This is a genomic window from Falsibacillus pallidus (genome assembly GCF_003350505.1).
In the GTDB taxonomy this organism is placed as follows: Bacteria; Bacillota; Bacilli; order Bacillales; family DSM-25281; genus Falsibacillus; species Falsibacillus pallidus.
This window is the reverse complement of the sequence record NZ_QQAY01000001.1, coordinates 320,787-334,423: the sequence shown is the minus strand read 5'-3', so window position 1 is coordinate 334,423 and position 13,637 is coordinate 320,787. Positions and strand designations below refer to the sequence as shown.

Here is a 13,637-nt window from a genome sequence, read left to right as displayed (position 1 = left end):
CAGGAAAAGATTTCCCTGTCATAATCACAAATGATTTTAATATTTTTTAATAATCAAACAATTAAATGAATGTTTTTCTTATCAAGAGCAGGCGGAGGGACGAGCCCGATGAAGCCCGGCAACCGACCTGGAGGATATCTGTCTTCCTTCAGGCACGGTGCTAATTCTTGCAGCTATAGGCTGAGAGATAAGAAGATGTTAATTTCTAACCTCTTCTTATCGGAGAGGTTTTTTGCTGTTCAGGAATGGATTCAACTACAGACAGCTACTGAAAAACAGCGAAAGGAAGAGTGAAATGACTGAAATCATAGCATCTTACAGAGTTTTGGGCCGTCCTGGCTCGTTTGAAAAAAAAGCAGAGGAAATCGCCCTGGGACTGACAGTCGGCACTTGGACCAGCCTTCCCGAACTTGAGCAGGAACAGCTGAAAAAACATAAAGGAAGGACCGTTTCTGTGAAAGAGCATAAGGGCGCGAACGGGGATGAAGTCATAGCAGATATATCCATCGCTTACCCGGCCCTTAATTTCTCCGCAGATCTGCCGGCTATTTTGACCACTGTATTCGGGAAATTGTCATTGGATGGAAAAATCAAATTGATCAATCTTGACTTCTCAACCGAATTAAAGAAGCATTTTCCCGGACCGCGATTTGGGATCGAAGGGATTAGAGAGGTACTGAATGTATACGACAGGCCGTTATTGATGAGTATCTTCAAAGGGGTAATAGGCAAAGACCTGTCATTTTTATCCCATCAGTTGAGGGAGCAGGCAAGAGGAGGAGTCGATTTGGTCAAAGACGATGAAATCCTTTTTGACAATCCTTTGACTCCATTCGAACAACGTGTCACAGAGGGGAAGAAAGTTCTCGAAGAAGTATATAGGGAAACGGGGCATAAAACGCTTTATGCAGTGAATTTGACCGGCAGGACTTCAGGACTGAGGGATAAGGCAAGAAAAGCAAAAGAACTTGGGGCGGATGCACTGCTCTTTAATGTCTTCACCTACGGGCTTGATGTCCTCCAGGAATTAAGGGAGGATGATGAAATTGCCCTGCCTCTAATGGCACATCCATCCTTCAGTGGTGCGTTTACAAGTTCAAACATATACGGTGCTTCTCATTCATTGTTCCTCGGTAAATTATTGAGGGTCGCCGGAGCTGATTTTTCACTGTTCCCCTCTCCTTATGGAAGTGTCGCCTTGGAAAAGTCATCAGCCCTTTCAATCAAACATGATCTGCTGGAACAAAATGAATTCAAACGGACCTTCCCGGTGCCATCAGCCGGAATCCATCCCGGTCTTGTTCCCCTTTTGATTGAGGATTTCGGAATAGATTCCATCATAAATGCAGGCGGCGGTGTTCACGGACATCCTGATGGTGCTTGTGGTGGAGGAAAAGCCTTCAGACAGGCAATTGATGCGGTACTGGCAGGCAGGAGCCTTGAAGAAGACTGTGCAGCAAGTCCGGAACTGGCTAAAGCTTTAGGAAAATGGGGAAGCCCGGTGGAGTCCAAATGAGAAGGACAATTGTATTTTGTGATTTCGATGGAACCGTGACTGAAAATGATAATATTATCTCCATTATGAAAGAGTTTGCCCCAGAGGAATGGATCGCGTTAAAAGATGCAGTCCTTTCACAAGAAATATCCATACAGGAAGGGGTAGGGAAAATGTTTTCACTTCTTCCCTCCCATTTAAAACAGAACATCATTTCTTATTTGGAGCAAAGTGTTCGGATCAGGCCGGGATTCCCGGAATTGCTGCAATTCTGCAGGGAGAGGGATATACCGTTCTACATTGTGAGCGGAGGAATGGATTTCTTCGTCCATCCATTACTCAAACGATTTGATTCGATTTCAGGGATCTATTGCAATCAAGCGGATTTTAAGGGTGAAAGAATTCGGATTGATTGGCCGTATACCTGCGGGGAGGAATGCTCAGGCGAGTGCGGATGCTGCAAGCCGACGATCATAAATCAATTAAGCACGGAAGGAGATTTCAAGGTTGTGATTGGAGATTCCATTACAGACTTAAAAGCGGCGTATGCTGCAGACTTTGTACTTGCCAGAGATTTTCTTGCTAAAAAATGCGAAGAGCTTGCCATCCCACATGAAACGTTTGATACATTCCATGATTGTGCTTCGATTTTATCGAAATTGGAAGGAGTGGGGGTATGATTGATTTGAATGAAAAATGGAATGAACTTGCTGACATCAAAGATGAACTCGCAGCACGGGATTGGTTCATGGGTACGAGCGGAAATCTATCGATTAGAGCTGATAAAAATATCAATGGCTTTCTTGTGACCGCCAGTGGAAAAGATAAAAGAAAAAGAACTGCTGAGGATTTTCTCTTAGTGGATTTTGAAGGAAGACCCATTGGTGATACCGTTCTCACTCCTTCAGCGGAGACGCTCCTTCATTGTGAGATTTATAGAAGTACAGAAGCAGGATGCAGCCTTCATGTTCATACTGTTGCTAATAATGTGGTCTCTGAAATTTATGGGGATGAAGGGGTAATCGTCTTTCAGGGCCAGGAATTGATCAAGGCATTCGGACTCTGGGATGAAAACGCAGCTTTGACCATCCCGATCATTCCTAACCACGCCCATATTCCTGAGCTTGCAAAGGAATTTCAACAACATATTCATGGGGATAAAGGTGCTGTATTAATTCGAAACCACGGAATCACCGTATGGGGAAAAGACGGCTTTGAAGCTAAAAAATTGCTGGAAGCATGTGAATTTATTTTCCAATATCATCTTTCACTTATACAAATTAAAAATGCCATTCAATTTCCAAAACAAACATTATCTATATAGGGGGAAATATAAATGACAACTATTAAAATTCAAGGAAGCGGAAAAGTAATTGATAATCAGGAAGAAGTCGTTCAATTCTTGGAAGAGCAAGGCGTTATTTATGAAAATTGGGATATTGCAAAACTACCCGCAGCCCTTCAGGAGAAGTTTATATTAAGTGATCAAGAAAAAGAGGAGATCCTTGCAGTTTTTAATGATGAAATCAAGGATATTTCTGAGAGAAGGGGATACCAAGCGCAGGATGTCATTTCCTTATCTGAAGCCACTCCCAATCTTGAACAGCTTTTGGAAAACTTCAATCGCGAGCATCATCATACAGATGATGAGGTGCGGTTCATCGTAAGCGGCCATGGGGTATTCGTTATTCAAGGAAAGGATGGAGACTTTTTTGAAGTTCATTTAAATCCAGGGGATCTAATTTCTGTACCTGAAAATATCCGCCATTATTTTACATTGTCTGATGATCTTAATGTTGTTGCTGTAAGGATTTTTGTCACCCAGGAGGGCTGGGTGCCGATTTATGAAAATACTTCTGTCAATGTCTGATTTAGAATAAAGCTAAGAACAAAAGTGCAAGCGCCTCAGTCAGCCCCGACCAGCATAAGACGAAACTCGAAGGAAATCCTGATTTCCGTAGAGGTGCGGCATATGACTCGAGGGGCTAGGCGCTGGAGCTGGACGTTGATTATCTTCTTTCAAAGTTATCCACAAGGTAGCAATTTTATAAATTCCTAAGCGAAAAACAAGCCCAGGGGATTTCCATGGGCTTGTTTGAATTTCTATTTTTCATCATTTTTCATCTATGATAGTATCTTTATTCTTGCGCCACTCAATGTATTTCGCCAAATCAGGGTCGATCTGTGTAAAAAGGAGACCTAAAACAGCGACATCGTCGACAATCCCCAGTCCTGCTATAAAATCTGGAACGACATCAATAGGTGAGACAAAATAGACAAGACCGACGACAATCGTAATGAGCGTACGATAAGGAATATCTTTATATTCGCCTTTAGCCCAGGATTTTAAGAGCTGAAAAGTAATTTGCAATTTATGCCATACGCTTGAAAGAGTCGTTTTGTTGCTGAGGGCTTTTTTCTCAGCTTTTGTCATTAATTGAACTGTTTTATCCTTATCTTTCAAATGTTCCTGCGCGTCCGTTTTAAATAGTCGAAAAGCAAGTTTACCCAGCATCCATCTTTTCATGGCTTCACCGCCTTTTTAATACTAATTTCCCTCCAATTAATTTTCTTAAACAAAAAGTCGTTTAGTGCAAGGATGTGGGTGAGTAAATTGTCGTATTATGGCAAAAGATGAGAAGCTTTGTCTATTATTGCGAATCTATTTACTTTTCTGAATAATATTGGGATAATGCTCAAGTAAACAAAATCTCGAGTGTCGAAATATATAGTTGGAGGGTATTAATCGTGATCGGAAAGACAGATAACAAAAACCATTATATGGCTCAAATTCAATTGAAAAGGGACGAAATGATTCAGCTGGGCCTGGAATTTGGACTGGCATCAAAGCAAACGGTTGCATGCAGCCAGGAGCTGGACTCACTTTTAAATGAATACAACCGATATATTTTATCATTGAGAAAAAGACAAAACCCCAAACATTCAATCAAAAGATTCCTCACCATGACATTCTTCATTAATAAAACCGGTGCGTTCAAGAAGAAAATCCTTCTTTAAAGCCGCACTTCCTTTTTTGTGATCGGAAAACCTATTGTCACCTTTGTTCCTTTACCTAATTCACTGGATACTTCAATGCTTCCGTTGAAAGATTGGACAATTCTTTTACATACAGCTAATCCAAGTCCCGTACCACCATCTTTAGAGGTGAAAAACGGATTAAAGATCCTCTGGAGGTCCTCATCGGAAATGCCTGAACCAGTGTCCATGATATCAATATAGCCTGTCATATTTTGAATGTAGAGTTTAATGGTCAACGTACCGCCATCCATCATAGATTCAAAAGCATTCTTGGAGACATTCATGATCACCTGCTTGATTTGATCTTTTGAACAATACACTTCGATAGGCGATACTTCCATCTCATAGTAATATTCTATTGTTTTCAGGTTCGCTTCTGAACGGATGATAGGATTCAGATCAAGCAGGATATCTCTTAAATCGCAATTCTCAGCCGTATGGATAGAGGGTTTTCCTAATATAAGGAACTCACTTACAATTTGATTGATCCGCAAGACTTCTTTATTTATGATCGAAAAATAAAATTGGTCTTGAGAGTTATCGTATTTCTCAGCTAACAGCTGAATCAGCCCTTTAATTCCTGTTAATGGATTTCTTATTTCATGGGCAGTGCTTGCTGCAAGGGTGCCTACAAGCTCAAGCTTTTGGGCGTCGTTTTCAATTTTCTCCAGTCTGGATCTCTTTCCGATTCTGTAATTCCTGAAAAGCAGGAAGATGATATGCATGATGAATTCAGAAATGAGAAAGAAGAATAGGGTTGAAATGAAAGCTTCATTTTTAAATTCATTATTAACAGCTACAGAAATGATCCATGGCGCTGTTGAAATTTCATCACTCACCCATTGTTGACTGCTTTCCTCTAGAGCTGGTCCTGCCTTAAGAATTACCTCTTGATTGGAATTCATGAATTTGATTGTTTCGCCAGGTGTAAGCATGCTGATAAGATTTACAACATAATCTGCACGGATATGTCCGATTAGATATCCTTTAATATCATCGCCGCTCACAATTGGAGTGATAATTGAAAAAACGGGCATGGACTGATTATTGCTTTCTGCTTTATCAGAAATGCTGGTTTTCCCAGTTAAATGGGCCAATGTGAAGGTTTCGTTGCCCCGAAGGCTCTTATTGATGAGATGATTATTTGAACCATATTTAATCACCCCATCGCTGTCAGCATAATATAATCCAGCATATCGCGAGTCTTTTTCTTGAAGGTTATTCAAAACAACATTCAGGGATTCCCTTGAAGGTGCCGATTCCGAAAATGTCATGGATAATGTTTCGAGCCTAATCTTTGTTTCATGAAAGAGCCCTCCTAACTGATGCTGATGTATCGTTGCAATCCACTCAGCGTGGGCTTCAGCTTTTTTAAACTGTTTTTTGTATGTATAATGCCCAAAGACTGCTGTTCCTGCCAAGGATGGAAGGATGGCAATCATCAGGTAGATAATGACTTTATTCCGATAGGTTTTCATAAAGCCATGAATCCTCCAAATCTTAAAAAATATATTCAAATAGTCCAAACCTTATTATACCAAAATATGATAGTCTCATAATAAGAGAATCTGAATTTGCTGAACATTTTTAAAGAATTGTTTGAGGAGGATTTTTGGTTAAATGGAAAAAATCATTATTCTTGAAACAAGTGACATCCATGGAAGCGTCCTCCCATTGTCATATGCGGACAATTCCTATGCAGAAAAGGGACTGGTGAAGATTGCTTCAATCATCAAGAGATTAAAGTCAGAATTTGAAAATGTACTATTGATAGATAATGGAGATTTGATCCAAGGGACGCCATTAACCTATCATTATGTGAAATTCCTTAAGAATAAACAAAATCCGATGATTAAACTGCTGAATTATTTGGAATATGATGCTGCAGTGATTGGCAATCATGAATTCAATTACGGGATGGCTGTATTGAATAGAGCGGTCAGCGAGTCCAATTTCCCTTGGCTGTCAGCAAATATATGCCATGGGACCACGAAGGAAACTTATTTCGGGAAGCCGTATATGACGAAAAGGTTTGCCAATGGAATCAAGGCGGCAGTGCTTGGACTGACAACGCATTATATCCCGAATTGGGAAAATCCTGACCATATAAGAGAGCTGTATTTCGAGGACGCCCTGCTGGCCGCGAAGCGATGGGTGGACTACATCCATGAAGTGGAATCACCGGATCTCCTCATTGTTTCTTATCATGGCGGATTTGAAAATAGTGTTGTAAATGGCATCCCTACTGAAACCTATACAGGTGAAAATCAGGCGTATCGGATCTGTATGGAAGTAGATGGAATCGATATTTTGTTAACTGGACACCAGCACAGGGAATTGACAGAGGAGATAAATGGAGTGACTGTTATCCAGCCTGGCTGCAATGGAGAAAAACTCGGTAAAGCCGCAATCGAATTGGAAAAAAAGAGTGGAAACTGGTCTGTTGTTAATAAAACGCCAGAAATACTTGATGTCCAAAATGAAAAAGCGGATTGTCATGTCGTCGGACTCATTGAAGAGTATGAAAAAAAGACGCAGGAATGGCTTGATGAAGAGATTGGAAAGATTAAAGGAAATATGCTGATGCATGATCCTTTTAGGGCAAGGATGGAAGAGCATCCCCTCATTGAATTCATCAATAAAGTTCAGATGGAAGCAACGGGTGCTCCCATTTCCAGCACTGCTCTATTTTCGAACGATTCCCTTGGCTTCCCAAGCAAGGTGACCATGCGCGACCTTGTTTCGAACTATATTTATCCGAATACATTAATCGTCTTATTATTGAAAGGTCAGGACATTAAAGATGCACTGGAAAGATCTGCTTCCTATTTTTCCATTGCTGAAAATGAGGAGATAACTGTAAACCCTGCATTCTCTTATCCTAAACCACAGCATTATAACTATGACATGTGGGAAGGGATAGAATATATCATAAACGCCGCCAAACCAATAGGGGATAGGATCGAATCATTGCACTTTCAAGGAAGGCCACTAAGTATGAAAGCGGAGTATGAGGTAGTAATGAATAATTACCGTGCGGGCGGCGGCGGGGATTATAAAATGTTTAAAGGAAAGCAGATGAAAAAAGAAATTCAGATGGATATGCCTGAACTCCTGGCTGAGTATTTCATCAAACATGGCACAGTGAAGGCTGCAGTGAATCATAATTGGAAGGTCGTCAACCAACCATGAGGAGCGTAAAGGCTGAGTTTATTGACATTGTTCTTCAAAATCCATTATAATTATTTTGAAATTGAGATATTTTTCGATTAAAAGGATATGATGAATGATGTCTAATGAAAATGATGTACAGAAATCCCTGAAGCTTTTTATCGTCCTTTCCAGGGCTTATAAAGCATTGAATGAACAAGTCGATCATTTTATTTATAAAAATGGCCTTAATCCTACAGAGTTTGCTGTGCTCGAACTTCTTTATCACAAGGGAGATCAGCCTTTGCAGCAAATTGGAGGAAAGATACTTCTAGCAAGCGGAAGCATTACGTACGTGGTGGATAAGTTAGAGAAGAAGGAATTGATCCGTCGTGTGGCATGTCCGAATGACAGGCGTGTGACTTATGCCCAGATCACTGACCAAGGAAAAGAGTTCATCCATAGCATCTTCCCGGAACATGAGAAGAGAATCGATGAACTGGTTTCAGTCCTCTCAGACGAAGAAAAAAATCAATCAATTGAATTGTTAAAGAAATTAGGCCTTTCCATTAAAGATTTTTAATGAAAAATCTCCAATCTGACGGATATTTTATCCACAGGATGGGGATTTTTTTGATTTTGAAGGAAGTTCCTGCACGAATGTAGAAATAACATACTTTGGGATTCTCTAACAAGGGTTCTGATAATAAATGCTAAGGGGTGTTTTTTAATGAGCTTTAAAGATTATACATATAAAAGACCTGATTTCAATGAAATCGAAGCGAGATTCAAAGATGCGGTCAAGTCTTTCAAAGAAGCACAGACCGTAGAAGAACAGAGTGAAGCAATGAATGCTGTCAATGATATCAGAAATGATGTAGGGACCATGTTCAACCTATGTTATATCCGGCATACAATCGATACGAACGATGAATTCTACAAAGAAGAACAGGATTATATGGATGAATTGGCTCCTAAACTTGAAGCTTTCGTAGCTGAGTACTACGAAGCACTAGTTCAGTCGAAGTTCAGGGAGGAGCTTGAACAAAAATGGGGAAGCCAGCTATTTGACCTGGCAGATGCTCAGCTGAAGACATTCTCTCCTGACATTATTCCGCTATTGCAAAAGGAGAATAAGCTTTCCTCAGAATATACAAAGCTTACAGCATCGGCAAAAATCGAATTTGAAGGGGAAGAACGGACGCTGGCACAGCTTGAGCCATTTTCCCAATCAAAAGATCGCGGGATGAGAAAAAAAGCTACTGAAGCAAAATACGGCTTTTTTGCTGAACATGAAGAAAAGTTTGATGAAATCTATCATGAACTCGTTCAAGTCAGACATGAAATCGCCAAGACTCTCGGATATAAAAATTTCGTGGAGCTTGGCTACTACAGGATGGCCCGGACAGACTACAATGCAGAAATGGTTAAAAAATTCAGGGATCAAGTGAAAGAATATATTGTTCCCCTTGCTGTCTCCCTTAGAAAAAGGCAGGAAGAACGAATCAATGTCGACACATTGAAATTTTACGATGAAGGATTCCAATTCCTTTCCGGAAATGCTGTTCCAAAAGGCTCGCCTGAATGGATCATTGGGAATGGAAAGGGAATGTATGAAGAGCTTTCTGAAGAAACAAAAGAATTTTTCCATTTTATGATCGACAACGATTTAATGGACCTCGTTGCTAAAAAAGGAAAAGCGGGTGGAGGCTACTGCACGTATATTGAGAATCATAAATCACCCTTCATTTTCTCCAATTTTAATGGGACATCCGGGGATATCGATGTATTGACCCATGAAGCAGGGCATGCATTCCAGGTTTATTCAAGCAGGCACCATGAAATCCCTGAATATAATTGGCCGACTTACGAAGCATGTGAAATTCATTCGATGAGCATGGAGTTCTTCACCTATCCGTGGATGGAAAAATTCTTCCAAGAAGATACGGACAAATATAAATTCTCTCATTTAAGTGAAGCGCTTCTGTTCCTTCCATACGGGGTGGCAGTCGATGAGTTCCAGCATTTTGTCTATGAGAATCCTGAAGCAGCTCCAGCAGACAGAAAGCAGGCATGGAAGGATATCGAAAAGAAATATTTGCCGCATCGAGACTATGACGGCATCGAATATCTGGAAAATGGCGGATTCTGGCAGAAGCAAAGCCATATTTATAATTCTCCATTCTATTATATCGATTACACACTAGCGCAAATCTGTGCGTTTCAATTCTGGAAGAAATCGATGGAGCAATTTGATGATGCATGGAATGATTATGTTCACCTCTGCAAACAAGGTGGAAGCAAATCATTTACAGGCCTTGTGAAGGAAGCAAAATTAATTTCCCCATTCCAGGATGGCTGCGTCAAGTCAGTCATCGGTACGATTGAGGAATGGCTGAATTCAGTGGATGATAAACTACTATAAATACTGTCTATAAAGAAAAAGGCTGGCCTATTACGGACCAGCCTTTTGCCATTCATGATGATTGAACTTTTATTTCGTCATTTTCCACGAATATTGACAAGGTTGTGATTTCAGGGTGGTCTAGAATAACATCTGCGATTTTATCTTCAAGCTGCTCTTGAATCACCCTGCGAAGCGGACGCGCACCGAAGGAAGGGTGGTAGCCGAGTTCTGCAAGTTTTTCTTTCACTTCCTGCTCCACTTTAAAGGATATGCCTTGTTCTTCGGCTGTTTCCAATAGCTCCTCCAGCATGATATCGACAATTTTAAGAAGATCTTCTTTTTCTAATCCATTGAATTCAATGATGCTGTCAATTCGATTTAAGAATTCCGGTTTAAAGAAGCTTCCCAATGAATCGAGGATGCTGGTTTCTTTTAGTGCATTATTTTTCTCAAAGCCAACCGTGATCGTTTTTTCTACAGCACCGGCGTTGCTTGTCATAATAATGACGGAATCTTTAAAACTGACCGTCCTGCCCTGGCTGTCTGTTAATCTGCCATCTTCCATGATTTGCAGGAACATATGCTGTACATCTGGATGAGCCTTTTCAATTTCATCAAGAAGTATGATGGAATAAGGATTCCTGCGTACTTTTTCTGTTAACTGTCCTGCTTCTTCGTGTCCAACATATCCTGGAGGGGAACCAATCAATTTAGAGACGCTGTGCTTCTCCATGAATTCACTCATATCGAATCTGATCATACTATCCTCAGTACCGAATAATTCCTTAGCCAATGTCTTCGTTAATTCTGTCTTTCCCACTCCAGTAGGCCCAACGAATAGGAAGGAGCCTATTGGACGGTGTTTAGATTTCAATCCTGCCCTGCTTCGGCGGATTGCTTTTGCCACTTTTTCTACTGCCTCTTTTTGGCCGATGACATTTTCGGCTAAATTACCAGCTAAATTCTTCATCTTTTCTTGATCAGAAGATTGAATTTTTCCGACTGGAATACCGGTCTTCATTTCTATGATTGTTTCAATATCCTGGATGGATACAGCAGGCTTTTCGCTTGGCGATTCCTCTGTTGAGCTAAGCGATTGATGGATTCTTTCTTCTTCATCCCTTAAGGCAGCGGCAATTTCGTAGTTTTCATCTTTCAGTGCTTTTTCCTTCTCAAGAGTTATGGCACGAAGACGTTCTTCCGCAGCAATACGGTCTGGTGCTTCAATGGTTAAATTGAGTTTGGATCCCGCTTCATCCATCAAATCAATTGCTTTATCCGGTAAGAATCGGTCTTGAATATATCGGTGTGATAAGTTGACACATGCCTTTAGGACCTCATCTGAAAACTCTACGCCATGGAAGGACTCATATTTTTCCCGGATGCCCTTTAAGATCTCAAGGGCTTCTTCAACGGATGGTTCGTGTACATGCACCGGCTGGAAGCGGCGTTCCAACGCAGGATCTTTTTCAATTTGGCGATATTCATTTAAAGTAGTCGCACCAATCAATTGAAGTTCTCCGCGTGCAAGAGCTGGCTTAAGGATATTACCTGCATCCATTGATCCTTCAGCAGAGCCCGCTCCTACAAGAAGATGGATTTCATCTATAAATAAGATGACATTTTTTCTTGACTGGAGTTCTTGGATCAACTGTTTCATACGTTCTTCAAATTGTCCGCGGATGCCTGTGTTGGCCACTAATGAAGCCACATCGAGCAAATATACTTCCTTATTAAGAAGTTTTTGCGGAACCTTTTTTTCTGAGATTTTTAATGCGAGTCCTTCAGCAATTGCTGTTTTCCCGACACCAGGCTCTCCGATGAGCACCGGATTGTTTTTATTTCTGCGATTAAGGATTTCAATGACTCGATTCACTTCTTTTTCACGGCCTATTACTGGATCGATCAATCCTGTTTTGGCTAAATACGTTAAATTCTTGCCAAATTGGTCAAGGAATCCATTTCCTGAGTTTGTTTGCTCTTGTCTCTCTTGCATATTTGGCTTTTGTTGTTGTTGTTTGAAAAATTCATTTAATCCTTCAATTCCTTGGAATTGGCCGAAGGAAAGCGGAGAACTGCCAAAACCGCTTCCTATTTTTTGACGTTCTTCTTTATAACAAGAGGAACAGAGGTGAAGCTGCTTTTTGTGTTCATTGATTTGAACGTTAAATTGAACAGTTGCTTGTTCTTCGTGACATTTTTGACATAGCATTGTACATTCCTCCTATATTTATCTATTAATTGACTTTGACTAACTTTGACTAATTGATTATGAGTATAATTCAAAGATCTTATGGACTCAAGAAATGTGCTTAGGTTTTTGACTAAGTTTGACCTTTGATATTTACAGTATAATTTGACCTTCTTTGACTTTCAAGTCTTTTTAATTATTTTTTTCAATTCTTAAATGAAGAACTTGTACATATGGATGAAAGGAGGGGAGGAGCTTAATTATGAAGCATTGGATTCAATCCTTTCAAATAGCAGCTGTTTATGTAGGTACTGTGGTAGGTGCAGGTTTTGCTACAGGGAAGGAAATTGTTGAGTTTTTTTCCCGATTTGGTTTCATTGGGCTTATAGGAATTTTAATGGGAGGATACTTATTTGTTGCCCTTGGAACAAAGCTGATGGAAAAATCTATAGATATCGGTGCTCAATCGTATGAAGAACTTAATACATACTTATTCGGGAAGTATTTTTCAAAAGGCATGAATATTTTAATGATGATCATGCTTTTAGGGGTCTGCGCAGTGATGCTCGCTGGCTCTGGAGCCATTTTTCAAGAGCAGCTTGGCTATCCAAAGATGGCAGGGGTTCTTTTGACTGCTGTGCTTTCATTTATAGTTATGATGCTTGGTGTGAAAGGGCTTTTTGCTGTAAACACTTTTGTTGTTCCGATGATGATTTTTTTTAACCTGTACTTATTGATGCATTCGATTCAACACCCTCACTTTCTGCAAGGATTGTTGACTATCCCTTATGCAGAGGATGGATGGAAATCGGTTGTTGCCCCTTTTTCATACACTGCTTTGAACCTGGCACTGGCTCAGGCAGTATTGGTGCCGGTTGCAGCAGAAGTTAAGAATAAGAAAGTGGTCAGGAGAGGCGGGATAATTGGCGGTCTTTTATTGACAGTCATATTATTGTCGAGCCATGCCACTCTTGTTATGCTCCCTAATGTTGACTCCTATGAAATTCCCATTGCAGTCATCATGAAGAAAATGGCATCAGAGATATATTTTATTTATATTTTCATTATCTATGGTGAAATCTTCAGTTCCGTCATCGGAAATATTTATGGGCTGGAAAAGCAGATAAGGGGGTATTTGCCGTTTAAAAGTGCTTGGCTGTATGCGCTGATCATCGCCGGAGCATTTTCTTTTGGGGTGATTAATTACGGGACCTTGCTTTCTTACTTGTATCCGATATTTGGATATATCAGTTTGGTTTTTATCATTCTATTGTGGATGAAGCCGCATAAAAATAAAGAGTGAAAGGGTGCTGATCCCTTTCACTCTTAAACGTGCTGTGCCTGAGGAGTTCTGC

The 13,637-nt window shown here is 40.4% G+C and carries 12 protein-coding genes and 1 riboswitch; of the genes, 9 read left to right on the top strand and 3 right to left on the bottom strand.

The window, feature by feature from the left end; genetic code table 11:
• Nucleotides 1–75: 75 nt before the first annotated feature.
• A riboswitch (SAM riboswitch) is annotated at nucleotides 76–194 on the top strand.
• Nucleotides 195–295: 101 nt separating this feature from the next.
• From DFR59_RS01670 to DFR59_RS01655, 4 genes are read left to right on the top strand one after another with little or no spacing between them, the layout of a single operon-like run.
• On the top strand, nucleotides 296–1,516 hold the full coding sequence (locus tag DFR59_RS01670; RefSeq protein ID WP_114743891.1) for a 2,3-diketo-5-methylthiopentyl-1-phosphate enolase: 1,221 nt from the start codon (nucleotides 296–298) through the stop codon (nucleotides 1,514–1,516).
• Nucleotides 1,513–2,175, top strand: coding sequence for a 2-hydroxy-3-keto-5-methylthiopentenyl-1-phosphate phosphatase (locus tag DFR59_RS01665; protein WP_114743890.1), 663 nt, complete (start codon nucleotides 1,513–1,515; stop codon nucleotides 2,173–2,175). Before DFR59_RS01670 ends, DFR59_RS01665 begins: the two co-directional genes overlap by 4 nt.
• Nucleotides 2,172–2,819: a methylthioribulose 1-phosphate dehydratase gene (locus DFR59_RS01660; RefSeq protein ID WP_114743889.1), complete on the top strand. Its 648-nt coding sequence runs from the start codon at nucleotides 2,172–2,174 to the stop codon at nucleotides 2,817–2,819. Before DFR59_RS01665 ends, DFR59_RS01660 begins: the two co-directional genes overlap by 4 nt.
• Before the next feature lie 12 nt (nucleotides 2,820–2,831).
• Nucleotides 2,832–3,365 carry a 1,2-dihydroxy-3-keto-5-methylthiopentene dioxygenase gene (locus DFR59_RS01655; protein ID WP_114743888.1) on the top strand — a complete coding sequence of 178 codons (534 nt, stop codon included), beginning with the start codon at nucleotides 2,832–2,834 and terminating at the stop codon, nucleotides 3,363–3,365.
• A 243-nt stretch (nucleotides 3,366–3,608) separates the two neighbouring features.
• On the opposite strand, the gene DFR59_RS01650 is transcribed toward DFR59_RS01655, so the two are convergent.
• Nucleotides 3,609–4,022 carry a YkvA family protein gene (locus tag DFR59_RS01650; protein ID WP_114743887.1) on the bottom strand — a complete coding sequence of 138 codons (414 nt, stop codon included), beginning with the start codon at nucleotides 4,020–4,022 and terminating at the stop codon, nucleotides 3,609–3,611.
• A gap of 221 nt (nucleotides 4,023–4,243) precedes the next feature.
• On the opposite strand from DFR59_RS01650, the gene DFR59_RS01645 reads away from it, so the two are divergent.
• A complete protein-coding gene (locus tag DFR59_RS01645) occupies nucleotides 4,244–4,513 on the top strand; it encodes an aspartyl-phosphate phosphatase Spo0E family protein (RefSeq protein ID WP_245948347.1) in 270 nt (89 codons plus the stop codon).
• Here DFR59_RS01645 and DFR59_RS01640 read toward each other — a convergent pair.
• Nucleotides 4,510–6,012, bottom strand: a complete 1,503-nt coding sequence (locus tag DFR59_RS01640) for a PAS domain-containing sensor histidine kinase (RefSeq protein ID WP_114743886.1) — start codon at nucleotides 6,010–6,012, stop codon at nucleotides 4,510–4,512. The two genes, DFR59_RS01645 and DFR59_RS01640, sit on opposite strands and share 4 nt — an antisense overlap.
• 142 nt (nucleotides 6,013–6,154) lie before the next feature.
• On the opposite strand from DFR59_RS01640, the gene DFR59_RS01635 reads away from it, so the two are divergent.
• The 3 genes from DFR59_RS01635 (at nucleotide 6,155) to DFR59_RS01625 (ending at nucleotide 10,109) form a co-directional block, all read left to right on the top strand.
• A complete protein-coding gene (locus tag DFR59_RS01635) occupies nucleotides 6,155–7,726 on the top strand; it encodes a bifunctional metallophosphatase/5'-nucleotidase (RefSeq protein WP_114743885.1) in 1,572 nt (523 codons plus the stop codon).
• Between the two features lie 97 nt (nucleotides 7,727–7,823).
• On the top strand, nucleotides 7,824–8,267 hold the full coding sequence (locus DFR59_RS01630) for a MarR family winged helix-turn-helix transcriptional regulator (protein WP_114743884.1): 444 nt from the start codon (nucleotides 7,824–7,826) through the stop codon (nucleotides 8,265–8,267).
• A 147-nt stretch (nucleotides 8,268–8,414) separates the two neighbouring features.
• Nucleotides 8,415–10,109, top strand: coding sequence for a M3 family oligoendopeptidase (locus DFR59_RS01625; RefSeq protein ID WP_114743883.1), 1,695 nt, complete (start codon nucleotides 8,415–8,417; stop codon nucleotides 10,107–10,109).
• Nucleotides 10,110–10,161: 52 nt separating this feature from the next.
• Here the strand turns inward: DFR59_RS01625 and DFR59_RS01620 are convergent, their stop codons facing one another.
• Complete coding sequence (locus tag DFR59_RS01620; protein WP_114743882.1) at nucleotides 10,162–12,303, bottom strand: ATP-dependent Clp protease ATP-binding subunit; 2,142 nt, start codon at nucleotides 12,301–12,303, stop codon at nucleotides 10,162–10,164.
• Between the two features lie 241 nt (nucleotides 12,304–12,544).
• Here DFR59_RS01620 and DFR59_RS01615 point away from each other — a divergent pair, with 241 nt between their 5' ends.
• The gene (locus DFR59_RS01615) at nucleotides 12,545–13,585 is read left to right on the top strand and encodes a YkvI family membrane protein (RefSeq protein ID WP_114743881.1); all 1,041 of its coding nucleotides are present in this window, start codon (nucleotides 12,545–12,547) and stop codon (nucleotides 13,583–13,585) included.
• Nucleotides 13,586–13,637: the final 52 nt, after the last annotated feature.